The 25,798-nt window shown below is 44.8% G+C and carries 22 protein-coding genes, 1 tRNA gene and 1 riboswitch; of the genes, 9 read left to right on the top strand and 14 right to left on the bottom strand.

The window, feature by feature from the left end; translation table 11 throughout:
• Positions 1-20 precede the first annotated feature (20 nt).
• Positions 21-2,186 (top strand): phosphate acetyltransferase, encoded by a 2,166-nt coding sequence (gene pta, locus AACU28_RS13655; RefSeq protein WP_004734017.1) that lies wholly within the window; start codon positions 21-23, stop codon positions 2,184-2,186.
• A gap of 91 nt (positions 2,187-2,277) precedes the next feature.
• On the opposite strand, the gene AACU28_RS13650 is transcribed toward pta, so the two are convergent.
• The 11 genes from AACU28_RS13650 to moaA form a co-directional block, all read right to left on the bottom strand.
• Complete coding sequence (locus tag AACU28_RS13650; protein WP_065605507.1) at positions 2,278-3,216, bottom strand: glutathione S-transferase family protein; 939 nt, start codon at positions 3,214-3,216, stop codon at positions 2,278-2,280.
• Positions 3,217-3,570: 354 nt separating this feature from the next.
• Entirely contained in the window at positions 3,571-4,557 is a 987-nt protein-coding gene (oppF, locus tag AACU28_RS13645) for a murein tripeptide/oligopeptide ABC transporter ATP binding protein OppF (protein WP_004734019.1), read from the bottom strand.
• The gene (locus AACU28_RS13640; RefSeq protein ID WP_017078105.1) at positions 4,554-5,525 is read right to left on the bottom strand and encodes an ABC transporter ATP-binding protein; all 972 of its coding nucleotides are present in this window, start codon (positions 5,523-5,525) and stop codon (positions 4,554-4,556) included. Before AACU28_RS13640 ends, oppF begins: the two co-directional genes overlap by 4 nt.
• Before the next feature lie 42 nt (positions 5,526-5,567).
• Complete coding sequence (gene oppC, locus AACU28_RS13635; RefSeq protein ID WP_004734021.1) at positions 5,568-6,470, bottom strand: oligopeptide ABC transporter permease OppC; 903 nt, start codon at positions 6,468-6,470, stop codon at positions 5,568-5,570.
• A 15-nt stretch (positions 6,471-6,485) separates the two neighbouring features.
• Positions 6,486-7,406, bottom strand: coding sequence for an oligopeptide ABC transporter permease OppB (oppB, locus tag AACU28_RS13630; RefSeq protein WP_004734022.1), 921 nt, complete (start codon positions 7,404-7,406; stop codon positions 6,486-6,488).
• Between the two features lie 116 nt (positions 7,407-7,522).
• The gene (locus AACU28_RS13625) at positions 7,523-9,154 is read right to left on the bottom strand and encodes an ABC transporter substrate-binding protein (protein ID WP_017093479.1); all 1,632 of its coding nucleotides are present in this window, start codon (positions 9,152-9,154) and stop codon (positions 7,523-7,525) included.
• Between the two features lie 663 nt (positions 9,155-9,817).
• Positions 9,818-10,291, bottom strand: a complete 474-nt coding sequence (gene moaE, locus AACU28_RS13620; RefSeq protein WP_102248946.1) for a molybdopterin synthase catalytic subunit MoaE — start codon at positions 10,289-10,291, stop codon at positions 9,818-9,820.
• A 2-nt stretch (positions 10,292-10,293) separates the two neighbouring features.
• Positions 10,294-10,539 (bottom strand): molybdopterin synthase sulfur carrier subunit, encoded by a 246-nt coding sequence (gene moaD, locus AACU28_RS13615; RefSeq protein WP_004734025.1) that lies wholly within the window; start codon positions 10,537-10,539, stop codon positions 10,294-10,296.
• Complete coding sequence (moaC, locus tag AACU28_RS13610; protein WP_004734026.1) at positions 10,536-11,015, bottom strand: cyclic pyranopterin monophosphate synthase MoaC; 480 nt, start codon at positions 11,013-11,015, stop codon at positions 10,536-10,538. The genes moaD and moaC overlap by 4 nt, the downstream gene beginning before the upstream one ends.
• A gap of 12 nt (positions 11,016-11,027) precedes the next feature.
• Positions 11,028-11,540 (bottom strand): molybdenum cofactor biosynthesis protein B, encoded by a 513-nt coding sequence (gene moaB, locus AACU28_RS13605; protein WP_017084034.1) that lies wholly within the window; start codon positions 11,538-11,540, stop codon positions 11,028-11,030.
• A 356-nt stretch (positions 11,541-11,896) separates the two neighbouring features.
• Complete coding sequence (gene moaA, locus AACU28_RS13600; RefSeq protein ID WP_009848642.1) at positions 11,897-12,886, bottom strand: GTP 3',8-cyclase MoaA; 990 nt, start codon at positions 12,884-12,886, stop codon at positions 11,897-11,899.
• Positions 12,875-13,027, bottom strand: a riboswitch (molybdenum cofactor riboswitch). (Overlaps the previous gene by 12 nt.)
• 194 nt (positions 13,028-13,221) lie before the next feature.
• Here moaA and AACU28_RS13595 point away from each other — a divergent pair.
• Positions 13,222-14,109, top strand: coding sequence for a YvcK family protein (locus AACU28_RS13595; RefSeq protein WP_017063463.1), 888 nt, complete (start codon positions 13,222-13,224; stop codon positions 14,107-14,109).
• A gap of 90 nt (positions 14,110-14,199) precedes the next feature.
• Here the strand turns inward: AACU28_RS13595 and luxU are convergent, their stop codons facing one another.
• The 3 genes from luxU to uvrB form a co-directional block, all read right to left on the bottom strand.
• The gene (luxU, locus tag AACU28_RS13590) at positions 14,200-14,544 is read right to left on the bottom strand and encodes a quorum-sensing phosphorelay protein LuxU (RefSeq protein WP_017063462.1); all 345 of its coding nucleotides are present in this window, start codon (positions 14,542-14,544) and stop codon (positions 14,200-14,202) included.
• A gap of 24 nt (positions 14,545-14,568) precedes the next feature.
• The gene (gene luxO / locus AACU28_RS13585; RefSeq protein WP_004734031.1) at positions 14,569-15,957 is read right to left on the bottom strand and encodes a quorum-sensing sigma-54 dependent transcriptional regulator LuxO; all 1,389 of its coding nucleotides are present in this window, start codon (positions 15,955-15,957) and stop codon (positions 14,569-14,571) included.
• A gap of 302 nt (positions 15,958-16,259) precedes the next feature.
• The gene (uvrB, locus tag AACU28_RS13580) at positions 16,260-18,290 is read right to left on the bottom strand and encodes an excinuclease ABC subunit UvrB (protein WP_121603068.1); all 2,031 of its coding nucleotides are present in this window, start codon (positions 18,288-18,290) and stop codon (positions 16,260-16,262) included.
• A gap of 509 nt (positions 18,291-18,799) precedes the next feature.
• Here uvrB and AACU28_RS13575 point away from each other — a divergent pair.
• The 7 genes from AACU28_RS13575 (at position 18,800) to AACU28_RS13545 (ending at position 25,734) form a co-directional block, all read left to right on the top strand.
• Positions 18,800-18,875: transfer RNA gene (locus AACU28_RS13575), tRNA-Asn, on the top strand.
• Positions 18,876-19,243: 368 nt separating this feature from the next.
• The gene (rsxA, locus tag AACU28_RS13570; RefSeq protein ID WP_004734039.1) at positions 19,244-19,822 is read left to right on the top strand and encodes an electron transport complex subunit RsxA; all 579 of its coding nucleotides are present in this window, start codon (positions 19,244-19,246) and stop codon (positions 19,820-19,822) included.
• A 2-nt stretch (positions 19,823-19,824) separates the two neighbouring features.
• On the top strand, positions 19,825-20,418 hold the full coding sequence (rsxB, locus tag AACU28_RS13565) for an electron transport complex subunit RsxB (protein ID WP_004734040.1): 594 nt from the start codon (positions 19,825-19,827) through the stop codon (positions 20,416-20,418).
• Positions 20,419-20,425: 7 nt separating this feature from the next.
• On the top strand, positions 20,426-23,353 hold the full coding sequence (gene rsxC / locus AACU28_RS13560) for an electron transport complex subunit RsxC (RefSeq protein WP_121603067.1): 2,928 nt from the start codon (positions 20,426-20,428) through the stop codon (positions 23,351-23,353).
• Positions 23,353-24,399 carry an electron transport complex subunit RsxD gene (gene rsxD / locus AACU28_RS13555; RefSeq protein WP_004734042.1) on the top strand — a complete coding sequence of 349 codons (1,047 nt, stop codon included), beginning with the start codon at positions 23,353-23,355 and terminating at the stop codon, positions 24,397-24,399. Before rsxC ends, rsxD begins: the two co-directional genes overlap by 1 nt.
• Positions 24,400-24,412: 13 nt before the next feature.
• Positions 24,413-25,042: an electron transport complex subunit RsxG gene (rsxG, locus tag AACU28_RS13550; RefSeq protein WP_017085651.1), complete on the top strand. Its 630-nt coding sequence runs from the start codon at positions 24,413-24,415 to the stop codon at positions 25,040-25,042.
• Positions 25,042-25,734, top strand: coding sequence for an electron transport complex subunit E (locus AACU28_RS13545; protein ID WP_004734044.1), 693 nt, complete (start codon positions 25,042-25,044; stop codon positions 25,732-25,734). Before rsxG ends, AACU28_RS13545 begins: the two co-directional genes overlap by 1 nt.
• The last annotated feature ends 64 nt before the right edge of the window (positions 25,735-25,798 follow it).

The raw sequence follows: 25,798 nt of genomic DNA, 5'->3' as shown, positions 1-25,798 counted from the left end.
ATAGTCAAAGGTGTTCGTCAATGTCCCGTACTATTATGCTTATCCCTACAAGCGCTGGTGTTGGTCTTACTAGTGTTAGCATGGGTGTTCTTCGCGCTATGGAGCGTAAGGGCGTAAGTGTTTCTTTCTACAAGCCAATCGCTCAACCTCGCAGCGGTGGTAATCAACCTGATTTAACGTCTACTATCATCAGCGCAAACAGCGACATTAAGATTGGTGAGCCAATCGCAATGACTAAAGCTGAAGCTTTGATCGGTAGCGAAAAAATGGACGAGCTTCTAGAGTCTGTTGTTGAGCAATACAACAAGATAAACAAAGATGCAGAAGTAACGCTTATCGAAGGTCTAGTACCTACTCGTAAGCACCCATTTGCTAACCAAGTGAACGCGGAAATCGCTAAAACACTAGGCGCAGAGATCGTATTCGTTGCGACTCCGGGTACATACAACCCTATTCAGCTTAAAGAGCACATCGAAGTAGCATGTTCTAACTTCGGCGGCACTAAAAACAAGAACATCTCAGGCGTTATTATTAACAAACTGAATGCACCTGTTGATGAAGCTGGCCGTACTCGCCCTGACCTTTCTGAAATCTTCGATGATGCAGATAGCGCTCAACAAGCGAACCTTGAAGTAATGCAAATCTTCAACTCTAGCCCTATCCGTGTTCTTGGCTGTGTGCCATGGAGCATCGACCTAATCGCTACTCGTGCGGTTGATATGGCTAAACACCTTAACGCTGAAATCGTTAACGAAGGTGAAATCTCAACTCGTCGTATTAAGAGCATCACTTTCTGTGCACGTTCTCTACCGCACATGATTGAGCACTTCAAACCAGGTTCACTGCTAGTAACTTCTGCAGACCGTCCTGACGTTATCGTTGCTGCGGCTCTTGCTGCCAAAAACGGTGTTGAGATTGGCGCAATCCTACTGACTGGCGGTTACGACATTCCAGAAAGCATTGCTAACCTTTGTGCACCAGCATTCGCGTCAGGTCTACCGATCTTCAAGGCTCAAGGTAACACTTGGCAGACGTCTCTAAACCTACAGAGCTTCAACCTAGAAGTTCCTGCAGACGATAAAGAGCGTATCGAGTTCGTTAACGATCACGTTGCAAGCCACATTGATGGCCCTTGGATTGATTCTCTATCTGAAGGTACTCAAGGCATCCGTCGTCTAAGCCCACCAGCATTCCGTTACCAGTTAACTGAATTCGCTCGTAAAGCGGCTAAGCGTATCGTTCTTCCTGAAGGTGATGAGCCACGTACTGTTAAAGCAGCTTCTATCTGTGCTGAACGCGGTATCGCAACTTGTGTGCTTCTTGGTAACCCAGACGAAATCCGTCGCGTTGCTGCACAACAAGGTGTTGAGCTAGGCGCTGGCGTTGAGATCATCGATTCTGCATCAGTTCGCGAAAACTACGTAGCTCGTCTAGTAGAACTTCGTGGCGCTAAAGGTATGACTGAAGTTGTCGCTCGTGAGAAGCTAGACGATTCAGTATTCCTAGGTACTATGATGCTTGAAGCTGGTGAAGTTGACGGCCTAGTTTCTGGTGCTGTTCACACAACGGCGAACACAATCGTTCCTCCGTTCCAGATCATCAAGACGGCTCCTGATGCTTCTATCGTATCTTCAATCTTCTTCATGCTTCTGCCTGATCAAGTGCTTGTATACGGTGACTGTGCGATCAACCCAGATCCAACAGCTGAACAGCTTGCTGAAATCGCTATCCAATCTGCAGATTCTGCTGCGGCATTCGGTATCGACCCACGCGTTGCTATGATCTCTTACTCTACTGGTGAATCTGGTAAAGGTGCAGACGTAGATAAAGTACGTGAAGCAACCAAACTTGCTCAAGCGAAACGTCCTGATCTAGTGATCGACGGTCCTCTTCAGTACGACGCAGCAATCATGGAAAACGTAGCCGCTTCTAAAGCGCCTAACTCTCCAGTTGCAGGTAAAGCGACAGTATTCGTATTCCCAGACCTAAACACGGGTAACACGACTTACAAAGCTGTACAGCGTTCAGCAGACCTAGTGTCTATCGGTCCAATGCTTCAAGGTATGCGCAAGCCAGTAAATGACTTGTCTCGTGGCGCTCTAGTAGACGATATCGTTTACACAGTAGCTCTAACGGCTATCCAAGCAGACCAAGCAGCTCAAGCTGAAGAAAAAGTAATTAACTAATTTTTCTTTTGTAGAAAGCAAAAACCCTAGATTCTTATCTAGGGTTTTTTATGTCTAATGCTTAAGGTTATTTGATACTTTTAAGATTAATCTAGCCTCGCCCATGGGCTGACTCTAAATCTAATGCTGGTCCTTTGGGCACAACTTGAGTCGGATTAATACCAGTGTGGCTGTAATAGTAGTGACGTTTGATGTGATAAAAGTCGGTCGTCTCTTTAATACCTTCGACCTGGTAGAGCTCTTTTAAGTAGCCCTGAATATGGACGTAGTCTGAAATTCGCTGCTTGTTACACTTAAAGTGACCAACATACACTGCATCGAATCGAACCAGAGTGGTAAACAACCTCCAGTCTGCTTCTGTGATGTCATTACCCGCTAGATAACGATGTTCACTAAGATGTGCATCTACTTTGTCTAACGCCTCAAATAACGCGTCATACGCTTCTTCATAAGCTTCTTGTGTCGTTGCAAAGCCAGTACGATAAACGCCGTTGTTGATGTTCGGATAAATATAATCATTCCACTCATCAACCTTCTTTGCCAACTCCCATGGATAGTAATCATCCGTGTTGCCTGTTAACTCATTAAATTCTGAGTTGAACATGCGAATAATTTCAGACGACTCGTTGCTCACGATGGTGTTGGTTTTCTTATCCCATAGCACTGGAACCGTTACTCGCCCTGAGTAATCAGGCTTGGCTTGAGTGTAAATTTGGTGCATACGAGTATGGCCGAATAGAGGTTCAGGTAGCCCCATTTGCCACCCTTCACTCATCATGTCTGGGCAGACGACCGTCACGTCAATATGATCGGTTAGCTCTTTAAGTTCACGGAAGATTAAAGTTCGGTGCGCCCAAGGGCAAGCCAATGATACGTATAAGTGATAACGACCGCTTTCTGGCTGAAATTGTGCACCGGCTTTGTTCTCTATCCAATGACGAAAGCCTGCATCTTCGCGAACAAACTTGCCACCGCTTTCCTTGGTGTCATACCAAACGTCATGCCAAACACCTTCAACTAACTTACCCATATCCAAACCTCTGTCATCCAAAATTTTTTATACCAATCACAGTAAGTAAATGTTCAGAAATAGCGCAGAGAAAAGGCTTGAGAACAAGGAAGAATTTTTCTGTTAGTAGTTATTCTACAATCAAAAATTCTAACGCCGTTATCGAGCGTTTTAACAAGCTAGGATGAGCAGTTATTTACTACGATTGGTATTAGTATAAAAAAAGCCAACTTTTTCAAAACTAGAAGAAGTTGGCTTAGTTGTTCAAATAATTTGATGAAGGTGAAGATCCTCGAATACGTAAGCATAAAAAAAGCGCAACCTATAAAAAGTTGCGCTTAAGCCTGTCACAGGCTGAACCGTATCAAACGGGTTCTAGACTTGTACGTGCAAGCAAGATACTGCGTGTACGTCATCGCCTTGAATGGTTGGCTTGGTTTGCGCGCAGGCCTCGGTTGCTTCAGGGCAACGAGTACGGAACACACAACCCGATGGTGGGTTGATTGGCGATGGTAAATCACCTTCCAACATCTGAATCGTTTTGCTGCGCTCTAAGCGAGGGTCTGGGATCGGAACTGCAGACATCAATGCTTTGGTATATGGGTGTTTAGGGTCTGAGAACAAGGCATCTGATTCACCTAGTTCAACAGCATTACCTAAGTACATCACCAATACACGGTCAGAGATGTGTTTCACAACCGACAAATCGTGCGCGATGAATACCAAAGACAAACCTAACTCTTTCTGTAGTTCCATAAGAAGGTTTACTACTTGAGCTTGGATAGAGACATCCAGAGCAGAAACCGGCTCATCACAGATGATCATCTTAGGCTTCAAGATAAGTGCACGTGCGATACCGATACGTTGACACTGGCCACCAGAGAATTCATGTGGGTAACGGTTGATTACGTTGGGTAGTAGACCAACCTTTGCCATCATCTCTTTAACTCGATCTTTCACTTCCTGTTTAGAAAGCTCTGGATAGAAAGTTTGTAGAGGCTCAGCAATAATATCTCCAACTGACATACGTGGGTTAAGCGATGCTAGCGGGTCTTGGAAGATCATCTGAATCTCTTTACGAGTCTCACGACGCTTCACTTCCTGCATCTTAGTCAGGTCTTGACCTAACCACATAACCTCGCCTTCAGTTGCCTCAACTAAACCAATAATTGCGCGTGCAAATGTTGACTTACCACAGCCAGACTCCCCTACTACACCCAGAGTCTCACCTTCGTAAAGGTGAACATCCACACCATCAACCGCTTTAAGGTTTGATGGTTTCGCCCAAGGCCAAGCAGACTTAGCCGCAATGCTAAAGTGAACCTTAAGGTTTTTAATATCTAATAGTAATTCTTTACTCATTTTGTCCAAGTCTCCCAATCAGAAAAACAAGCACGCTGGCGATCTTTCGCAAATGGCTGCAAAATTGGTGCTTCTTGCTTACAACGGTCCATTACTCGATGACAACGATCTTGGTAAGGACAACCTGTTGGCAGGCGAAGTAAGTTAGGTGGGTTACCTGGAATCGTCGGCAGAATTTCACCTTCGGTATCCAAACGAGGAATTGCTTTAAGCAGGCCTTCCGCATAAGGGTGGCTAGGCTCATAGAAGATTTCATCTACTGTGCCGTATTCCATGGTACGGCCAGCGTACATCACTAGAACTTTGTCACAAGAACCGGCAACGACACCCAAATCATGGGTGATCATGATGATTGCTGTATTGAACTCATCTTTAAGCTCGTTCAGCAATTCCATGATTTGCGCTTGAATGGTTACATCCAACGCCGTTGTTGGTTCATCAGCAATCAGTAGTTTTGGACGACATAGCAAAGCCATTGCAATCATCACACGTTGACGCATACCGCCAGAAAATTCGTGTGGATACATGGTAATACGTTTACGTGCCTCAGGGATTTTCACCGCTTCCAGCATACGTACTGATTCTTCGAACGCTTCCGCTTTGCCCATGCCTTTATGCAGCATAAGCACTTCCATCAACTGATCACATACTTTCATGTAAGGATTCAGTGACGTCATTGGATCTTGGAAGATCATCGCGATCTGTTCAGCGCGAACTTTGTTCAGTGCTTTCTCAGGTAGATTGAGAATCTCATTACCTTCAAACTTTGCACTGCCTGAGATGATGCCGTTCTTAGCCAGCAGTCCCATCAGTGCAAATACCGTTTGAGATTTACCCGAACCCGACTCACCAACAATACCCAGCGTTTCGCCTTGATTGAGTGAGAAGTTCAGGTCGTTTACTGCGGTTACGATACCATCTTGCGTGGTAAATTCGACGCGCAGATCTTTGACATCTAATAAGCTCATTATTGCTTCCTTAATCTTTTATAGCTTTTAATTGCTATTTCTTTATCTGTCTTTTGGATCAAGCGCGTCGCGCAGACCATCACCTACGTAGTTAAAGCAGAACAGCGTAACTACCATGAATGCCGCTGGGAATGCCAGTTGCCAAATAGCAACTTCCATTGTTTGCGAGCCTTCTTGTAACAGCGCGCCCCAACTTGTCATAGGCTCTTGAACACCAAGACCAAGGAAAGATAAGAACGATTCAGTAAGGATCATGCTTGGAATAAGGAGCGTTGAGTAAACCGCAACAATACCCAATACGTTCGGTACGATATGACGTGTAATGATTTTCCATTTACTGACACCACATACGTGCGCAGCCTCAATGAACTCTTTACTACGTAAACTCAACGTTTGGCCACGTACAATACGCGCCATATCGAGCCAAGCAATCGCACCGATAGCAACGAAGATAAGTACGATATTACGACCAAAGAATGTCACCAGTACGATAACTAGGAACATGAATGGCACTGCGTATAGGATCTCTAGGATACGCATCATCACTCGGTCAGTGCGACCGCCAATGAAGCCTGAAGCTGCACCGTAAAGCGTACCAATCAGTACCGCTACGAATGCACCCATCACACCAACCATAAGTGAAATACGGCCACCGATCATCGTACGAACATATAGGTCACGGCCTAAACTGTCGGTACCAAACCAGTGATCAGCATTTGGGCCTACGTGCATTGCGTACCAGTCAGTATCATCGTAAGCATGCTGTGCCAACATAGGTAAGAAGATTACCGATAGCACCATAACAATTAGAATGAACAGACTGATCATTGCGGCTTTGTTGCGCATAAAACGAATACGCGCATCCTGCCACAAGCTACGACCTTCAATTTCCAAACTCTCAGAGAATTTTTCGATCGCTTCTAAGTTTTCTTTTTTCTTCAACATAACCATGCGTCCCTGCTAGTAGCGAATTTTCGGGTCAATAAGCGCTAGTAAAATATCAACGATTGCGTTGAACAAGATGAATAGGAAACCAATCAAAATGGTTACACCCATTACTAACGAATAATCACGGTTAAACGCGGCATTAACAAACAGCTTACCAATACCCGGTAGGCCGAAGATGGTTTCAACAACAACTGAACCTGTAATGATACCTACAAACGCAGGCCCCATGTATGAAACAACAGGTAGCATTGCTGGCTTAAGCGCATGTTTAAGAACGATATAACGGTAACTTAGACCTTTAGCTCGAGCGGTACGGATAAAGTTACTGTTTAGGGTTTCAATCATGCTACCGCGAGTGATACGAGCAAAGGTTGCTACGTATAAAAGAGACATCGCGATAACGGGTAGGACGATGTACATGTACGTACCACCGTGCCAACCACCTGCTGGAAATATATGCCAGTGTAGAGAGAATAGGTAGATAAGCGCTGGAGCCAACACGAAGGATGGCATCACCACCCCGAGCATGGCGGTCGACATTATGGTGTAGTCGATCCAGGTGTTGTGCTTCAAGGCGGCAATGGTTCCGACCGTTACCCCCATCAATAATGTGAAGATAAAGGCAACAAAACCTACCTTCGCAGATACTGGAAGCGCAACCGCAATCAGCTCATTTACTGTGTAATCTTGGTATTTAAAAGATGGACCAAAGTCACCCTGAAGGATGTTGGTCAAGTACGTGGTGTACTGTTCAAATACAGGTTTATCTAAGCCGTATTTAGCTTCGATGTTAGCCATAACTTCTGGCGGTAATGGACGTTCGCTTGAAAACGGGTTACCCGGTGCGAAACGCATGAGAAAGAAAGATATAGTGATCAACACCAACATGGTTGGAATCGCTTCAAATATCCTTTTCATAATGAATTTAAGCATAAACTCACTCTTTCAGTCTGTGACAATTAAAATTAGAAAGACGCTACATGCGCGCTCTGCGCATGTAGTGTCTGTATCGTTATAGTTATATTAACTTTTTAGAATCTAAGCTCTTATTATTGAGCTTTGATGTATAAGTCTTTCGAGAAGATCTTATCTTCCGCGTTGTTAGTAGGGAAGCCACCAACGTGCGGATTTAGTAGACGTGATTTCACGTATTGGTAGATAGGTGCGATAGGCATGTCTTTAGCCATTAACGCCTCAGCTTCTAGGTAAAGTGCTTCACGCTCTTCTGCTGATGTAGAGTTAAGTGCTTTATCAATGATTTGGTCGTACTCAGCGCTATCGTAGTGAACACCACCGGTAGTGTTGTTACTCTTCATTAGCGTTAGGAATGACGACGCTTCGTTGTAGTCACCACACCAACCAGCACGTGCTACTTCGAAATCACCTGAATCTTTAGAAGATAGGTAAGTTTTCCACTCTTGGTTTTCAAGCGTTACTTTAAGACCCAGTGTTTTCTTCCACATAGAACCTAGCGCTACAGCAATCTTCTTGTGGTTTTCAGAAGTATTGTAAAGTAGGTTGAAGTTTAGTGGGTTGTCTTTGCCGTAACCCGCTTCTTCAAGAAGGCGTGCAGCTTCTTCATTACGTTCTTTTTGAGACATCTTGCCGTAAGCAGGAAGTTCAGGGTTAAAGCCAGCTGTGATTTCAGGCGTTAGGAAGTAAGCTGGTTTTTGACCTTGTGCTAGGATTGCGTCACTTACGATATTACGGTCAATTGCGTAAGAGATTGCTTTACGTACACGAACATCATCAAATGGTGCTTTCTTAGTGTTAAAGATGTAGTAGTAAGTACATAGGTTACCCGCTACAGATACATCTTCCGCATACTCTTTCTTAAGGCGCTTGAAGTGCTCAGTTGGAAGTTCATTTGTAAAGTCGATTTCACCAGATAGGAAACGGTTCATTTCCGCAACTTGGTTTTCGATTGGTAGGAACGTTACTTTATTCAGAACAGTTTTATCATTGTTCCAGTATTGATCGTTACGCTTGAGTACTAGGCGTTCATTAACAACCCATTTATCGACAGAAAACGCGCCGTTACCTACAAAGTTACCCGGCTTAGTCCATTGGTCACCGAATTTTTCAACAGTCGCCTGATGTACTGGCTTCATTGTTGTGTGGCCCATCATCATTACGAAATATGGTACCGCTGTATCTAGTTCAACAACAAGCGTGTTTGCATCTACAGCTTTAACACCTAGCTCACTCTTGTCTTTCTTACCCGCTACGATGTCTTTCGCATTCACCATCTTGGTATATTCCATGTACCAAGCATATGGAGAAGCAGTGGCAGGATCGACTGCACGTTGCCAGCTGTAAACGAAATCTTCAGCTGTTACAGGATCGCCGTTAGACCATTTTGCATCTTTACGTAGGTGGAAAGTGAATGTTTTGTTGTCCGTCGTTTCCCAGCTTTCGGCTACACCTGGGATTGTATTACCTTCGCCATCTTGGTTCACTAGACCTTCTAGAAGATCACGAATTACGTGAGATTCTGGTACACCTTGAGATTTGTGTGGGTCGATAGTCGCAACTTCAGTACCGTTACCGCGAACAAGTTCCTGAACTTTTGCTAGTTCTGTGCCAGCTGGAACTTCAGCAGCGATAGAAAGAGTAGAAGTGGCAGCCACTGCCAAACCAGCACCTAGAAGAAGGGCCTGAGTGATTTTATTCTTGTACATTTAATAAACTCCAAGTTTTACGTATTGCATCCATGACTTCTTTGCTAAGTTCACTGAACGGCAGTGATTTAGATTTATTTAGCTCAAAATTTAAGCATAAAAATCTAAAACCTTACAAAGATTGAGGCACACACTATCAACCATTGAAGTAATTTGCCATAAACAAGTCGCAAAAAATCGGATAATTCTCCGAATTACTCAAGGTAACAGTGTAAATCTCTAATAAAAACCTAATGAATAGTTAATTACACATAGGAATTAATTAAAAAACAGCCTTTAGTGTTGATGTATCTGAATTGATACTTTTATTTAGCATCTTATGCTAGAACACTGTCGGCAAATTAACATTAATGCCACATGAAATCTAATTGCACATCACATATCCCCTAAATAGACTGCACTATTTGTGAGGATTATCACTTTATACAAAACAGCATAAAGCACTGCACCAAAACAGATTTGGAAATGCACCAAGACAGACTAAATCACGCGTTGAATTCATATGCAACTTGACTGCTTAACCATTTATTAAAGAACCTTTTATTTATAAATCACTTTGTGGCACGCACAAAAAAGCCGACGTCAAACGTCGGCTTTCTTACTATCTACGTCCCAATCTGAAATACGCTTTCACGTTAAGATCGAAACACGCTATGGAGTGGATTACTTCTTCCAACGCTCCGCTGCTTTCGCGTCGGAGTCTCGAGAGTCAACCCAACGAGTCGCCTCAGTAGTACGTTCTTTTTTCCAAAACGGCGCTTTGGTTTTCAGAAAGTCCATAACAAACTCACACGCTTCGAAGGCAGCGCCACGATGTGCACTGGATACACCAACGTAAACAATCTGGTCACCGATATCTAGGTCACCAACGCGGTGAATCACTCGCATCTTCTGGATAGGCCAGCGCGCTTCAGCTTGATCACAGATCTCACTCAGAGACTTCTCTGTCATACCCGGATAATGTTCTAGAGACAAACCAATCACGTTGTCGCCAAGGTTCATGTCGCGAACTTTACCTACAAACGTCACAACCGCTCCCGCAGCCGTACCTTGAGCTAGATAATCGTATTCGTCACCCACAGAAAAGTCTTCAGCAGTAACTAATACTCTTGGATCAATAACTCGAGAGTCATTCATGGTTAACCTCCAGTAACTGGTGGGAAGAAAGCCACTTCGTCGCCGTCTTTCACTTCAGTCGTCAAAGGTACAATTGATTGGTTGAGTGCTGCCAGCAGCTTGCCCTCTTCCAATGCGATATCCCATTTGCCTTCTTGTGTTACAAGGTGGCTGCGAATCGCTTCAATAGTATTGTATTGCGCATCGATCTCTAGGCTATCAACACCGACAAGTTCACGAGTTTGTGCAAAGAAAAGTACAGTAATCATGATTCCACCTTGAAGTGACCTGATTTACCACCCGTCTTCTCTAACAGGCGCACATTCTCGATAACAATGTCTTTCTGAACAGCTTTACACATATCGTAAATCGTTAGCGCGGCAACAGAAGCGGCCGTTAACGCTTCCATTTCTACGCCTGTCTTACCTGCAAGCTTACATACCGATTCGATACGAACCTTGTTTTCAGACTCAATGGCTTCAAGTTGTACTTCTACTTTAGTGAGTAGCAAAGGGTGACACAGTGGAATCAAGTCCCACGTCTTCTTCGCTGCTTGGATACCAGCAATACGTGCCGTTGCGAAAACATCACCTTTATGGTGGCTGCCAGAAACAATCAGCTCTAGCGTTTCTGCTGACATTTGAACGAAAGCCTCTGCTCTCGCCTCACGTACTGTCTCTGCTTTAGCCGACACATCGACCATGTTCGCTTCGCCAGACGCGTTAATGTGTGTAAATTGGCTCATGCTCAATCCACCTTATACAGAAAGATGTGGCATGAAGTTACAAGGACGGTGACTCGCATCCATCTGTTGCTTGATGATCTTAGTCCAACCTGTGCGGCAAGCACCTGTAGAACCTGGCATCGCAAAGATTACTGTGTGGTTAGCAAAACCCGCAATCGCACGAGATTGAATCGTCGATGTACCAATCTCTTCGTAAGACACTTGACGGAAAAGCTCACCAAAGCCTTCTACTTCTTTATCGAATAGTGGTTTAAGTGCTTCAGGCGTGCTGTCACGAGATGTAAAACCCGTACCACCAGTGATCATAATCGCTTGAACGCTTTCGTCAGCAATCCACTGAGATACGATCGCACGGATCTTGTACATATCATCGATAACGATTTGCTTATCAACCACGTTGTGGCCTGCTTCTTTAGCATGCTCAGCTAGGTAACCACCTGACGTGTCATTTTCTTCTGTACGAGTATCTGAAACGGTTAGTACTGCGATGTTTGCTGCTTGAAATTTGCTTTCTGCGTGACCCATTTGTTCACCTATATAAATTTTTCAATTATGAGGGCGTGTTGACCTTTCGTGATTAAATTTTGTTCGAGATAAAAGCGTTTTAATCGCGGCGAGGGGGAAGTAGCCTAGTCATTCTAAGCAAATCTCCCTCAACAAAGAGTAAAACGCTTTTAGCCGAACCCTTCGGGCAGCGTTTGCTGGTCATTTCTACTACGTTATCGGCTTCTCATGTAGGCTAGCTACACCTCAAAGCCTCTGCCTTGTATAAATACCCAGCAACTCGCTGCAAAAATCAGCTCGAAAGAGCAACACGCCCTAGACTGATTCGCCTAGCTTAAAGAAGCTGAGCGATAAAATGCTTTAGAGTATATAGCGGGTTAACCGCCGATTGACGCCAAGTTTGGAGTCATGCCACTGTTGCCATCGTGTAAGAAGTGGCTAACGGACTTGGTTTGAAGCTGAGCCTGAATTCGATCAATGAGCTCTTGCTCTTGTTGATCTTCTTGAATTAGATCTCTCAGTTCAACACCATGGTCGCCAAACAGACATAAGTGAAGTTTACCGGTCGCAGAAACACGCAGTCGGTTACAACTCTCACAAAAATCTTTCTCGTAAGGCATGATCAAACCAATTTCACCCTTGTAGTCTGGGTGGACAAACACTTGCGCGGGGCCATCATTAACGGCTTTGACTTTTAACAGCCAACCATTAGCAATAAGCTGGTTGCGGATCGCAACGCCAGACACATGGTGTTTATCGAACAACTCGTCCATCTCGCCGGTTTTCATCAGCTCGATAAAACGTAATTGAATAGGTTTGTCTTTGATCCAATTAAGGAAGGCTGGTAATTCCTGACTATTGAGGTCTTTCATCAATACGACGTTGACTTTGACTTGTTCAAAGCCAACCTCAAACGCTTTATCAATGCCTCGCATAACCTCTGTAAACTTATTCTCACCAGTGATCTGATGGAACATGCGCGAATCTAAACTATCCACGCTCACGTTTATATGGGTTAAACCAGCATCACGCCATTGCCCTACTTGTTTCTCCATGCGGTAGCCATTCGTTGTGGTGGCTACTTTTTCGATGCCTGGAGTAGAAGCAACGGTATGTATGATTTCAGGAAAGTCTTTACGCAGGCTCGGCTCTCCGCCTGTAATGCGGATCTTTGAGGTACCACAATCTGCAAACGCTTTTACAACGCGTTTGATCTCGGGAACACTTAAAAAAGACGAGTTTTTTTGCCCTGACGGTTTGTAACCATCCGGCAAGCAGTAAGTACATTTAAAGTTACAGACGTCTGTAACCGACAAGCGCAAGTAATAAAACTTGCGATGGAATCTATCTTCGAATTGTTGCGCCACGGAACACCTTTCCAAACACGGGAGGCATAATCATTTCCAATTAAGCCCTTGTGACAACATGTCACTGGCTCTTGATGCGTATCGGTACAGCAAATACCACTGTGCGACTTAGCATGCGAGAGCTCGGAGTTATGGCAACCGCACGTTATATTCACACGCGCAGTAGCTGAGTAATAAAATACTTAATATTTGTACGTGAATCTAGCTCTGATGACAAAAAACGGGTCACATCGGCAAAAAAAACGTATCAAACCCTCAAAATAACTCTTGTTGAGTATCTGACGAGAAGCATTTAACCTAAATTATAGTTGGTAATAATCTAACAAGAACAAAAAATGAATATTTACTCTTCAAAGAAAGTCGTAGCAATCGGTGGGGGCCATGGCTTAGGTCGCATGCTGGCTGCATTAAAAGACTTTGGTAACAACGCAACTGGCATTGTTGCAACGACAGATAATGGTGGTTCCACCGGAAGAATTCGAGACTGCCAAGGTGGTATTGCTTGGGGAGATACACGCAACTGTATCAACCAATTAATCACAGAACCTTCAATCAGTTCGATGATGTTCGAATACCGCTTTCGCGGCCAAGGTGAACTCGATGGTCACAACTTAGGTAACCTAATGCTAACGGCACTAGACAACCTTTCCGTTCGCCCATTGGAAGCAATTAACCTAATTCGAAATATGCTCAAGGTCGATGTCAATATCGTCCCAATGACCGAGCACCCTTCTGACCTCACGGCTTTATCAATGGACGGTCGTTGGGTAACTGGCGAAACCAACGTTGATGACATGACAGAAAAGCTGCGCATGATGGACTTATCTCCAGAAGTACCGGCAACCAAAGAAGCTGTTGCTGCAGTTGAGCAAGCAGACTGCATTGTCCTTGGACCAGGAAGCTTTTTAACCAGTGTGATGCCCCCGCTGCTACTGCCAGAAATTGGCAAAGCAATCGCGGAAAATACCAAGGCAAAAGTTATCTTCGTTGAAAACCTTTCGCCAGAGCACGGCCCTGCAGGAAAAATGACGCTTCAAGAACAATTGGAGTGGTGTGAACGTACCTGTAAGGCAAGAAAAATAGACATTGTACTGGGCAATGAACCACACCCTGAATTAGAAGGGCAATGGAATTGTGTGACCACTGATCTTGCCTCTCCTAACCGAGATTGGCGACACGACCGTTTAAAACTCCAACAAGCGATTAGGGATCAACTGGCTTAATGCTTGTCGCTTAGGCTAGACGACAGAGACCAGTAAAAACAAAAAAGGAGCATCATGCTCCTTTTTTAGTCTCTTTAATAACTAGCCGCTTTAGAGATCCGTCATCAACTGCTGATATTCAGTGTACGTTGATAACAGGAGCTCTTGCATATCTTGGAAATCAATCTCGGTTACAGGCAATGCTTGCTTCACTTTTGCGTCTAAGCTAATCGCAAAACTACACAAAGAGTCTGCGCCAAAACTCGCAGCGCTACTCTTAAGTGCATGGCTTATATCAGCCAAGTACTTAGATGTATCCGACGCTTTATTTATCTCTAGATGTTCGTAGTAGCCTTTCAACTCACCTAAGAAGATTTCCAGCAAAACTGGTACATTCTCTTGCCCTATTTCACCGGCAAGCTCATCAACTTTTTGCTGATTTAATACTTTCGTCATTATGATTTTCTTATTGTTTGGTGATTACTGCTTCGCATTCCACGTTTGCAACTTACGGTATATCGTCGATGGACTGACATCTAAGAAACCGGCCGCGCGGGGAATGTTGCCGTCACACGCTTTTATGGCCTGTTCGATAGCCGTCTTCTCAGTGATCCACAATGGGAAAATATCTTTTACCGTGATGTCTTCGTTCTGCTTCTCTTTCAAGCGCAAGCTGTTTTCAATCGGTTGGTTCAATGGTGGTGGAAGCATGTTGAGAGTAATCTCTTTGCCGTTATTCAATACCACCACGTTCCGTAATACGTTTTGTAGCTGACGAACGTTACCCGGCCACTCATATTGATTAAAGCGATCAAGCACTTCCTGAGCAAAACGCACAAACGCCTTACCTTCCTCAACCGACATGTAACCTAGTAACGAGTACGCAATCTCGATGACATCTTCACCGCGCTCGCGCAATGGCGGCAGGTGCAATGGAATCACGTATAAACGATAGTATAAATCTTCTCTAAAGCGACCTTCTTGTACTTCTTTCCAAGGGTCACGGTTGGTTGCACATACGAAACGAACATCGACACTCTTCATCTTCGAAGAGCCAACTTTTTGAAAAGTACCGGTTTGGATAAAGCGCAGCAGCTTGGTTTGCAGCTCTAAGTCCATTTCGCACAATTCATCAAGGAATAGTGTTCCGCCATCAGCAAGTTCAGCGGCACCTTGACGATCAGTTGCAGCACCGGTAAAGGCGCCTTTAACGTGGCCAAATAGCTCACTTTCAATTAGATCTTTAGGGATAGCCGCACAGTTAATCGCGATGAAAGGCTTGTCACCACGCTTGCTCGCCGCATGAATAGCTTCTGCACATACCTCTTTACCCGTACCACTTTCACCCGTGATGAAAATACTGGCTTTACTCGATGCTGCAGAGTCGATAGTTCGGTAAACCTGCTGCATGGTTTGGCTACTACCAATGAAGCCTTGGTAATTTTGGTTTCCCGGATGTTCCGAGCTATTTTTAAGTTTGGTGGCTTTGCGGATCGCGTTGTTCACCGTAATACGGAGTCGGTCGGCTTCACACGGCTTGATAAGGAAATCTTGAGAACCATGACGCATGGCTTCTACGGCGGTATCGATAGAACCGTGAGCCGTCATGAAGATAACCGGAACTTCAGGGTATTTTTGTTTTACAGCAAATAGCACGTCCATACCCGTCATGTCAGGCAGACGTAGATCTAATAAAATAAGGTCTGGGATTCGATGATTCAAACTCTCGATTGCATCGCGGCCAGTGCCGACAATGTTGATATCAATTTCGAGCGGTGTAAGATACGAGCGATATAAAGCTGCTACCGAAGCGGTATCCTCGACCATCAACAAATACTTCGATTTGTTATCTAGCGTTTTTGATTGCATATCCTAGCCATTTATAATTTGCATTTCTTATTATAGTCGCATTCCGCTTTGCATTATGCAAATTAGCCACAATATTTGTAGTGTGTTTTTTTACTTACTTCAAATAATCAATGTTTTATCTATCTGGCACGAACGATGCAACGGTATAAATGACCTTCGGGTCACCTAGCCAACTGACGTTGTTAGTGGACCGAGTGTTCACAAACGTAAGCCAGTAGAACATTTACTACTGGCTGTTTTTTTGCCTGAAACACTCTCAATTCTTGTATTGAGGGGAACAATTCTTCGAATGAAAAGTGAGATTAGCTGTTGGTAATAAACTGCTTTCTTAGCTGCTCAATTTCATCACGCTTCTGTGCTGCCAATTCAAATTCTAGGTTCTGAGCATGCTGATACATCGCAGCTTCTAGCTTGCTGATCTCTTTATCAAGCTGCTGTGGTGTAAGCACTGCATAACTTTCAGAAGGTTCAGCAACCTTAGATAACGGAACTTGTTTAGACTGTCGCTGTTGTTTGGATTTAGTCAGGTCACCCAGCTCCATAATGTCTTTGATATTACGTTTCAACGCTTGCGGCGTGATGCCTTGCTCTTCATTGTAGGCTTGCTGCTTCTCACGACGACGATCGGTTTCATCAATCGCTTTTCTCATCGACTTAGTAATCGAATCACCATAAAGGATCGCTCGACCTTCCAAGTTACGCGCAGCACGACCAATGGTTTGAATCAGAGAACGCTCAGAACGTAAGAAACCCTCTTTATCAGCATCAAGAATCGCCACCAGCGATACTTCCGGCATATCCAGACCTTCTCGAAGTAAGTTAATGCCCACTAACACGTCGAACTCCCCCAAACGTAGGTCTCGAATGATCTCTACACGCTCCACGGTATCGATATCTGAGTGCAAGTAACGAACCTTAATACCATGCTCACTAAGGTATTCGGTTAAGTCTTCTGCCATTCGTTTAGTCAACGTAGTGACCAATACGCGCTCTTCTTTCACTGAACGGATTCTAATTTCAGACAGCAAGTCATCCACCTGAGTCGCGACAGGTCTTACTTCGATGATTGGGTCTAACAGACCAGTAGGACGCACCACTTGATCAGCAATCTCACCATCTGATTTCTCAATCTCATAATTACCCGGCGTGGCCGACACAAAAATGGTTTGTGGCGCGATCGATTCGAACTCTTCAAATTTCATCGGACGGTTATCCAACGCAGAAGGCAACCTAAAGCCAAACTCAACCAAAGTTTCTTTACGAGAGCGGTCACCTTTATACATGGCGCCAATTTGCGGCACAGTTACATGTGACTCATCGATGATCAGCAAACCATCATCAGGCAGGTAATCAAATAACGTTGGAGGCGCTTCCCCTTCCGCACGGCCACTCAAGTATCGTGAATAGTTTTCGATACCGGAACAGAAACCCAACTCCGTCATCATCTCGATATCAAACTGAGTTCTTTGAGAAATACGCTGTTCTTCGAGAAGCTTGTTGTTGTCTTTTAAATATTGAGCCCTATCGCGCAACTCATCCTTAATCTTCTCAATCGCCTCAAGGATCTTCTCTCTTGGGGTTACATAGTGAGTTTTTGGATAAACTGTAAAACGCGGTAAGTCTCTTTGTTTCACCGCACCAGTCAGAGGATCAAAAATACTAATGCAGTCCACTTCGTCATCGAACATTTCAATTCGAACCGCATCTTGGTCAGATTCTGCTGGGAAGATATCAATCACCTCACCACGAACACGGAACTGACCACGTTCAAATGCGACATCGTTTCTTGAATATTGCAGCTCAGCTAAGCGGCGTAGGATGTCTCGCTGATCCATCACCTCACCACGACTCAAATGAAGCATCATCTTCAAATAAGACTTAGGATCACCAAGACCGTAGATAGCCGATACAGACGCAACAATAATGGCATCTTTTCTTTCTAACAAAGCTTTGGTAGCTGAAAGTCTCATTTGCTCAATATGAGCATTTATCGACGCATCTTTCTCGATAAAGGTATCCGTGGTTGGAACGTAGGCTTCCGGTTGGTAATAATCGTAGTAAGAAACAAAGTACTCAACGGAGTTATTCGGAAAGAAAGATTTCATCTCGCCATAAAGTTGAGCTGCCAACGTTTTGTTAGGGGCTAACAAGATTGCAGGTCTTTGAGATTGAGAAATGACGTTGGCTAACGTAAAGGTTTTACCAGAGCCCGTAACCCCTAATAGAGTTTGATGTGCCAAACCGGAATCTAATCCATCTAATAATTTGGTTATCGCAGTCGGCTGATCTCCGGATGGGCTATAGTCCGATACCAAGTCAAAGAGTTTACTCATAGGTCGCCATTTCCATACTGTTTTTATAATCAGGTCATTGTCACTCTAGGAGGAGTGTAGTTGCAACTATTATCTAGAGAAATGCATCTTAAGATTAGATATCAGTGATAGCTTTTACTTTTAGAACTTGGTATTATCCGTGCCCTTGCAAGATCTCTTCAGCTAGATCACTCAATTTTTAATCCACTACTTTTCCCCAAAAAATCTAAAAATAGCACTTGTTTTACTGTATATTTTATAATCGTCAAAAGTTATACAATCGTGATATTTTGATACAAATCTTTTAAATACATTACCTTACCTCAGATTTTTATATTCTCAGATTTATCCCAATTATTGTTGTTAAAGTTTCACACACATACTTATCCACAATTTTGGTGGATAACTAAAGAAAGGCTAAATCCGGTAAGGCGTCCAAGAAAGTAAAGTTTTTTATATTATTTTTTTCTGCTATTTTTTATTGACAGAAATTCAGACTATTATTAGAATTCGCGTCGCTAACAAGCAATTCCCCTTTAGTTCAGTTGGTAGAACGGCGGACTGTTAATCCGTATGTCGCAAGTTCAAGTCTTGCAAGGGGAGCCAAATTTAAAGAAGCCGCATCACTCGATGCGGCTTTTTGCGTTTTAGCGGTTTGGGAACGTATTCGACTCGCAGCTTTCCTTCTCTTTTTGATAGTTCTGAGCACCAAAAATCCACAAATATGACCCTATTCTTAGGAAGAAAATCGAGCTCAATTCAAGAATGATCTTATAAAAGATCCAATTCAACTACTCCTACAAACTTGTCTCACGAAGTAAAAATTGGCCGTCTATACTTACGGTAACTTTAATAATCAATCGATTACCTGATGTTTTTTTCACCAAGTGTCTAAATCCCTAGTGATCCTTGGTTGTTATTAGGTAAGCAAAGCAGGATAATATCGGGATCGGAATCTCAAGAATTAATCCATTATGACCGAATACCTTTTGTTGTTGGTTGGCACTGTGCTGGTCAATAACTTTGTGCTAGTGAAGTTTTTAGGGCTATGTCCTTTCATGGGAGTCTCCAAGAAACTGGAGACTGCGATTGGCATGGGCCTCGCGACGACTTTCGTTCTGACGTTAGCGTCGGTATCTGCATACCTAGTAGAAACCTACATCCTTACCCCCCTGGGTATTGAATACCTGCGTACCATGAGTTTCATCTTGGTTATCGCGGTAGTTGTTCAATTTACGGAAATGGTCGTTCACAAAACCAGCCCAACTCTATATCGCCTGTTGGGTATCTTCCTGCCTCTTATCACCACCAACTGCGCTGTATTAGGTGTGGCACTTCTGAACATCAATGAAAACCACAACTTCATCCAGTCAATCATCTATGGTTTCGGCGCGGCTGTTGGTTTCTCTCTTGTTCTGATCCTATTTGCTGCAATGCGTGAGCGTATTGCGGTTGCTGATGTTCCAATGCCCTTCAAAGGCGCATCGATTGCGATGATCACAGCAGGCCTAATGTCTCTGGCATTTATGGGCTTTACTGGGTTGGTGAAATAAGCATGAGCACCATCTTAATTGCAATCATTGCACTCGCCGTTTTAGCCGCCGTTTTTGGCGCTATCTTAGGCTTTGCTTCTATCCGCTTTAAAGTGGAAGCCGATCCGATCGTTGATCAAATCGACACCATATTGCCGCAAACTCAGTGTGGTCAGTGTGGCTACCCAGGTTGTCGTCCATACGCAGAGGCGATCGCTAACGGAGACAAGATCAACAAATGTCCTCCGGGCGGCCAAGCAACCATTGAGAAGCTAGCAGATTTAATGGGCGTAGAAGTTGAAGACTCCGCTCATGACTTAGATAACAAAGTAAAAACCGTTGCCTTCATTCATGAAGATATGTGTATCGGCTGTACCAAGTGTATTCAAGCCTGCCCTGTTGACGCCATTGTTGGTGGTACCAAGGCACTGCACACAGTAATCAAAGATGAATGTACAGGTTGTGATCTATGTGTCGCACCGTGCCCTACTGACTGTATCGAAATGATTCCAGTGGCAACAACGACTGAAAATTGGAAATGGCAGATGAACATCATTCCTGTTACTGATATCACTAACCAAGCAACTGATGCGACCGCGTCAGAGCCTAAAGCATAGGGTTAGTATGATCTCTTTAATTGAACAAATTCGCACGGGCTCTATTTGGAACTTCCCAGGCGGTGTGCACCCTGCTGAAAACAAGAAACAGTCGAATACTACTGATATCGTGCATGCAAGGCTTCCTGAAGAAATCGTTCTTCCGGTGAAACAGCACATCGGTAAGCCCGGTAACTTGTTGGTTGCTGTCGGTGATGCCGTACTAAAAGGTCAACAACTGACGGCCTTAGAGACTGGTTTCACTTTGCCAGTACATGCACCAACATCGGGTGTGATTACCGCTATTGAACCACGAACCACCGCTCACCCTTCAGGCTTGAGTGATGTGTGCGTGGTGATTAAACCTGATGGCCTAGACTCTTGGATTGAAAAAAATCCAGTTGAAGATTTTTCGACAAAGACTTCTGACGAACTGCTTGATGTGATTCGCCAAGCTGGCATTTCAGGCATGGGCGGCGCAGGCTTCCCTACGGCTAAGAAGCTTCAATCCGGCTTAGGTCGTACCGACATTTTGATCGTCAATGCTGCGGAATGTGAACCTTACATCACCTCTGATGACAAGTTGCTTCAAGAACATGCCGACGAAGTATTAAAAGGCATCGAAGTGGTTGAACACATTCTTCAACCAAAGCTGACGGTTATCGGCATTGAAGACAACAAACCAGACGCGATAAAAGCACTTGAGATTGCAGCAAAAGACAAAGATATCGTCATTCGTGTTATCCCAACTAAATACCCTTCTGGTGGTGAGAAGCAACTTATCAAGATCCTCACCAACAAAGAGGTTCCAGCTGGCGGCATTCCTGCAGACATTGGTGTTTTGGTTCAGAACGTCGGCTCTCTTTACTCGATTAAGCGAGCGGTAATTGACGGCGAACCCGTGGTTAACCGCGTGGTGACTTTAACCGGTAAAACCTTTAAGCAACCTCGTAACGTTTGGGCGCTATTAGGCACACCAGTACATGAGTTACTTGAAGAGTTTGGCTACAAAGCAGATAAAAAACTGCCGCGTTTAATTTTGGGCGGCCCGATGATGGGCTTTACCTTGCCGCATGCCAATGTGCCAATCACCAAAACGTCGAACTGTATTTTAGCGCCAACGCGTCGTGAGATCTCACCAAGCACTTACGAAATGGAATGTATTCGTTGCAGCGCATGTGCTGAAGCTTGTCCTGCATCTCTACTTCCTCAACAACTGCAATGGCATGCGAAAGCCAACGAGTTGGATAAGTGTGAAGAGCTGAATATTAAAGATTGTATTGAATGTGGTGCTTGTGCGTTTGTCTGCCCTAGTGAAATCCCTCTTGTTCAGTACTATCGCCAAGCGAAAGCCGAAATCAAAACAAGAAAAGATGAAGCGACAGCTGCAGAGCGCGCCAAGATTCGTTTCGAAGAGAAAAACGCTCGTATGGAGCGTGACAAAGCAGAACGTGAAAACCGCTTCAAGAAAGCTGCTGACAACCGTCGTAAAGATATGAAATCAGCCGATGGTGATGATGCGATTGCAGCTGCGATTGCTCGCGTTAAAGCTCAAAAAACAACAGTAGACCAAACACCTAATGCAGAACCAGCAGTGAAACCTGCGGTAGCCGCTGCGATTGCTAAGGCAAAAGCGAAACAAGCTGCAGCTCAAAAAGCAAACGACGCCGGACCTGATAACTCTGAAATGTCTAAGTTACGAGAAGAGCGTAAGAGACAAGCTAGAGAACGTAAGGCACAACAAGCTGCAACGGATAATCCAGCAGAGAACTCTGGCGATACTAAGAAAGATGCTGTCGCTGCGGCTATTGCTCGCGCTAAAGCAAAGAAAGCTCAACAAGCGGAATCAGCGTCTGAAGCTTCAGCTGAAAGTACTGGCGATGCCAAGAAAGATGCTGTCGCTGCGGCTATTGCTCGCGCTAAAGCCAAGAAAGCTCAACAAGCGGAGTCAGCGTCTGAAGCTTCAGCTGAAAGCTCTGGCGACGCTAAGAAAGATGCCGTCGCTGCAGCCATTGCTCGTGCTAAAGCCAAGAAGGCTCAGCAGGCAGAATCTGCTTCTGAAGCTCCGGTTGAAAAATCAGGTGACGCTAAGAAAGATGCAGTCGCTGCCGCTATTGCTCGCGCTAAAGCCAAGAAAGCTCAACAAGCGAAATCAGCTACTCAAACCGAAAGTGAAGCGCCGGTTAAAAGTTCTGGCGACGCTAAGAAAGACGCAGTCGCTGCAGCAATTGCTCGCGCTAAAGCGAAGAAAGCACAACAAGCAGAATCAGCTGCTCAAACCGAAAGTGAAGCTCCAGCTAAAAGCTCTGGCGATGCCAAGAAAGACGCAGTCGCTGCGGCCATTGCTCGTGCTAAAGCCAAGAAAGCTCAACAAGCGGAATCAGCAGCTCAAACCGAAAGTGAAGCTCCAGCTAAAAGCTCTGGCGATGCTAAGAAAGATGCTGTCGCTGCCGCAATTGCTCGTGCTAAAGCCAAGAAAGCACAGCAAGCTAAGCAGGTCGAAGCAGAAGCAACCGCTCCTGAAGCTGTAGTTGAAATTGAAGTGGAAGCTGAGATTCGATCAGAACCAGTCGATCCTAAAAAAGCAGCTGTTGCTGCCGCAATTGCTCGTGCTAAAGCAAGAAAGGCGCAGCAAGCTAAGCAGGTCGAAGCAGAAGCAACCGCTCCTGAAGCTGTAGTTGAAATTGAAGTGGAAGCTGAGATTCGATCAGAACCAGTCGATCCTAAAAAAGCAGCTGTTGCCGCTGCAATAGCTCGCGCTAAAGCGAAGAAAACACAGCAAGCGAAACAGTCCGAGACAGAAGAAACACTTAAGCCTGTGACCGACATTAAGACTGAGACTCAACAAGAACCAGTCGACCCTAAAAAAGCAGCAGTTGCTGCAGCGATTGCTCGTGCTAAAGCAAGAAAGGCGCAGCAAGAGCAAGACAAAAAGAATAATGAGGAGAAAGAGTAGTGGCCTTCTTTATCGCCAGCTCACCGCACGCGCACAATCGTAGAAGCACCCCTGATCTCATGAAATGGGTCGCTATTTGTGCATTGCCAGGTCTACTAGCTCAAACCTACTTCTTTGGATGGGGCACGCTCATCCAGTTAGTATTTGCTATTGCACTTGCTGTTACCTTTGAAGCCGCTGTAATGCTGCTAAGAAAACGTCCGCCAGTGATGGCATTACGTGATTACAGCGCTGTTGTGACCGCTTGGCTACTCAGTGTCGCGATTCCCCCACACTCTCCGTGGTGGATTCTAGTGATAGGTATGTTCTTCGCTATTGTCATCGCTAAGCACCTATATGGCGGCCTTGGACAAAATCCATTTAATCCAGCGATGGTCGCTTACGTTGTTTTGCTTATCTCATTCCCAGTTCAAATGACGAGTTGGAATGCGCCGACCAGTTTAACGGCTGAAGCTACGAGCTTTGTTGACTCATTTTTGATGATCTTTACTGGCTTCAATAATGAAGGTTTATCTCTGCAACAAGCGCGTCTAGGTATTGATGGCACAACGATGGCAACGCCACTCGATGCCTTCAAAACCGCATTAACGGCAGGTAACACAGCGTCTGAAGCTCTGTCTCAACCGCAATTCAGCTGGCTAGCTGGCGTAGGTTGGGAATGGGTGAACCTTGCTTACCTAGTTGGTGGCTTGGTACTTATCAAGCAACGCGTGATTCAATGGCATATTCCGGTAGCTTTCATCGGCAGCCTTGCGCTGTTTAGCCTGGTATTCTTAATCTTAACTCCAGGTGAAACCGCTTCGCCAACCATTCACCTATTGTCTGGCGCGACTATGCTTGGTGCATTCTTCATTGCAACCGATCCGGTTTCCGCCTCGACGACAGTGAAAGGTCGCTTGGTATTTGGTGCGCTGATTGGCGGGTTAGTCTTTATTATCCGCAGTTGGGGTGGCTTCCCTGATGGTGTGGCGTTCGCGGTATTGTTAGCCAACATGTGTGTTCCACTGATTGACTACTACACCAAACCTCGTACATACGGCCACTAAGGAAGCAGATGCTATGCTAAATGCAATTAAGAAAAACGGTCTTGTACTTGCGATTTTTGCCTGCGCTTCGACAGGTTTGGTGGCCGTTACTCACTACCTGACCAAAGATCAGATCAAACAGCAAGAACAGGCTCAGTTACTGTCTGTTCTTAACCAAGTGATCCCGCACGATCTGCACGATAATGAACTATTTTCAGCCTGTACTCTGGTTCAAGCAGAAGAGCTGGGCACTGAACAAGCAATGCCGGCTTATATTGCTACACTCAACGGTGAACCTAGCGCGATTGCGATCGAAGCCATTGCTCCTGATGGCTACAATGGTGCAATAAAAGTAATTGTTGGGATGAAAATTGACGGTACCATTTTGGGTACACGTGTGCTTTCCCACAGGGAAACTCCGGGGTTAGGCGATAAGATAGACCTTCGAGTGAGTGATTGGATACTCTCTTTTGCAGGTAAACAAGTAACCGAGTCAAATCTTGATCGTTGGAAGGTTCGTAAAGATGGTGGTGATTTCGACCAGTTTACTGGCGCGACCATCACACCAAGAGCTGTCGTGAAGTCCGTCAAACAGGCGGTGCAGTACGTTAACCAAAACAACCAAGCATTGCTTGCTCAACCTCTAAATTGTGGTGGTGAATAATGAGTGACCATAAAACACTGATTAAAAATGGCATGTGGGCCAATAACCCTGCCCTAGTGCAACTTCTTGGGTTATGTCCGCTGCTGGCTGTATCGTCAACAGTCACTAACGCACTTGGGCTAGGTATCGCTACCTTGCTTGTATTAGTCGGGTCGAACGTGTCTGTTTCTCTGGTTCGAAACCATGTGCCAAAAGAAGTGCGTATTCCAGTATTCGTGATGATCATTGCATCACTGGTAACCTGTGTTCAACTACTGATGAATGCCTACGCATACGGGCTTTACCTATCTTTGGGTATCTTCATCCCACTGATCGTAACCAACTGTATCATCATTGGCAGAGCTGAAGCCTTCGCGTCTAAAAACGAAGTGCTACCTGCTGCTCAAGATGGTTTCTGGATGGGCCTTGGCATGACATCGGTACTGGTTGTATTGGGTGCGATGCGTGAGGTTATTGGTAACGGAACCCTATTTGATGGCGCAGACTTGCTCCTTGGTGATTGGGCTTCGGTATTGCGCATCCAGATATTCCAATTTGATAACAGCTTCTTGTTAGCCCTGCTACCACCAGGTGCCTTTATTGGTGTTGGTTTCTTGATTGCTTTGAAAAATATCATCGACAACCAAGCTAAAGCTAGACAGCCCAAACAAGAAAAACCAGCTATTGAACGCGCTCGCGTTACCAATGCCTGATAAGTTACAGTAGCTTAAACCCTGCTGAGTAACTCAACCGCTCAGCAGGTAAATAGATAAACCA

This window comes from Vibrio sp. SBT000027, from assembly GCF_963894355.1.
GTDB classification, from domain to species: domain Bacteria; phylum Pseudomonadota; class Gammaproteobacteria; order Enterobacterales; family Vibrionaceae; genus Vibrio; species Vibrio splendidus.
The sequence above is the reverse complement of the archived record's forward strand: the minus strand, read 5'-3'. Positions and strand labels throughout refer to the sequence as shown.

Bases quoted from the DNA above. Each gene is read 5' to 3' on its own strand.
- pta (WP_004734017.1), top strand. From the start codon at position 21: ATGTCCCGTACTATTATGCTTATCCCTACAAGCGCTGGTGTTGGTCTT.
- AACU28_RS13650 (WP_065605507.1), bottom strand. From the start codon at position 3,216: ATGGGTAAGTTAGTTGAAGGTGTTTGGCATGACGTTTGGTATGACACC.
- oppF (WP_004734019.1), bottom strand. From the start codon at position 4,557: ATGAGTAAAGAATTACTATTAGATATTAAAAACCTTAAGGTTCACTTT.
- AACU28_RS13640 (WP_017078105.1), bottom strand. From the start codon at position 5,525: ATGAGCTTATTAGATGTCAAAGATCTGCGCGTCGAATTTACCACGCAA.
- oppC (WP_004734021.1), bottom strand. From the start codon at position 6,470: ATGTTGAAGAAAAAAGAAAACTTAGAAGCGATCGAAAAATTCTCTGAG.
- oppB (WP_004734022.1), bottom strand. From the start codon at position 7,406: ATGCTTAAATTCATTATGAAAAGGATATTTGAAGCGATTCCAACCATG.
- AACU28_RS13625 (WP_017093479.1), bottom strand. From the start codon at position 9,154: ATGTACAAGAATAAAATCACTCAGGCCCTTCTTCTAGGTGCTGGTTTG.
- moaE (WP_102248946.1), bottom strand. From the start codon at position 10,291: ATGAATGACTCTCGAGTTATTGATCCAAGAGTATTAGTTACTGCTGAA.
- moaD (WP_004734025.1), bottom strand. From the start codon at position 10,539: ATGATTACTGTACTTTTCTTTGCACAAACTCGTGAACTTGTCGGTGTT.
- moaC (WP_004734026.1), bottom strand. From the start codon at position 11,015: ATGAGCCAATTTACACACATTAACGCGTCTGGCGAAGCGAACATGGTC.
- moaB (WP_017084034.1), bottom strand. From the start codon at position 11,540: ATGGGTCACGCAGAAAGCAAATTTCAAGCAGCAAACATCGCAGTACTA.
- AACU28_RS13595 (WP_017063463.1), top strand. From the start codon at position 13,222: ATGAATATTTACTCTTCAAAGAAAGTCGTAGCAATCGGTGGGGGCCAT.
- luxU (WP_017063462.1), bottom strand. From the start codon at position 14,544: ATGACGAAAGTATTAAATCAGCAAAAAGTTGATGAGCTTGCCGGTGAA.
- luxO (WP_004734031.1), bottom strand. From the start codon at position 15,957: ATGCAATCAAAAACGCTAGATAACAAATCGAAGTATTTGTTGATGGTC.
- uvrB (WP_121603068.1), bottom strand. From the start codon at position 18,290: ATGAGTAAACTCTTTGACTTGGTATCGGACTATAGCCCATCCGGAGAT.
- rsxA (WP_004734039.1), top strand. From the start codon at position 19,244: ATGACCGAATACCTTTTGTTGTTGGTTGGCACTGTGCTGGTCAATAAC.
- rsxB (WP_004734040.1), top strand. From the start codon at position 19,825: ATGAGCACCATCTTAATTGCAATCATTGCACTCGCCGTTTTAGCCGCC.
- rsxC (WP_121603067.1), top strand. From the start codon at position 20,426: ATGATCTCTTTAATTGAACAAATTCGCACGGGCTCTATTTGGAACTTC.
- rsxG (WP_017085651.1), top strand. From the start codon at position 24,413: ATGCTAAATGCAATTAAGAAAAACGGTCTTGTACTTGCGATTTTTGCC.
- AACU28_RS13545 (WP_004734044.1), top strand. From the start codon at position 25,042: ATGAGTGACCATAAAACACTGATTAAAAATGGCATGTGGGCCAATAAC.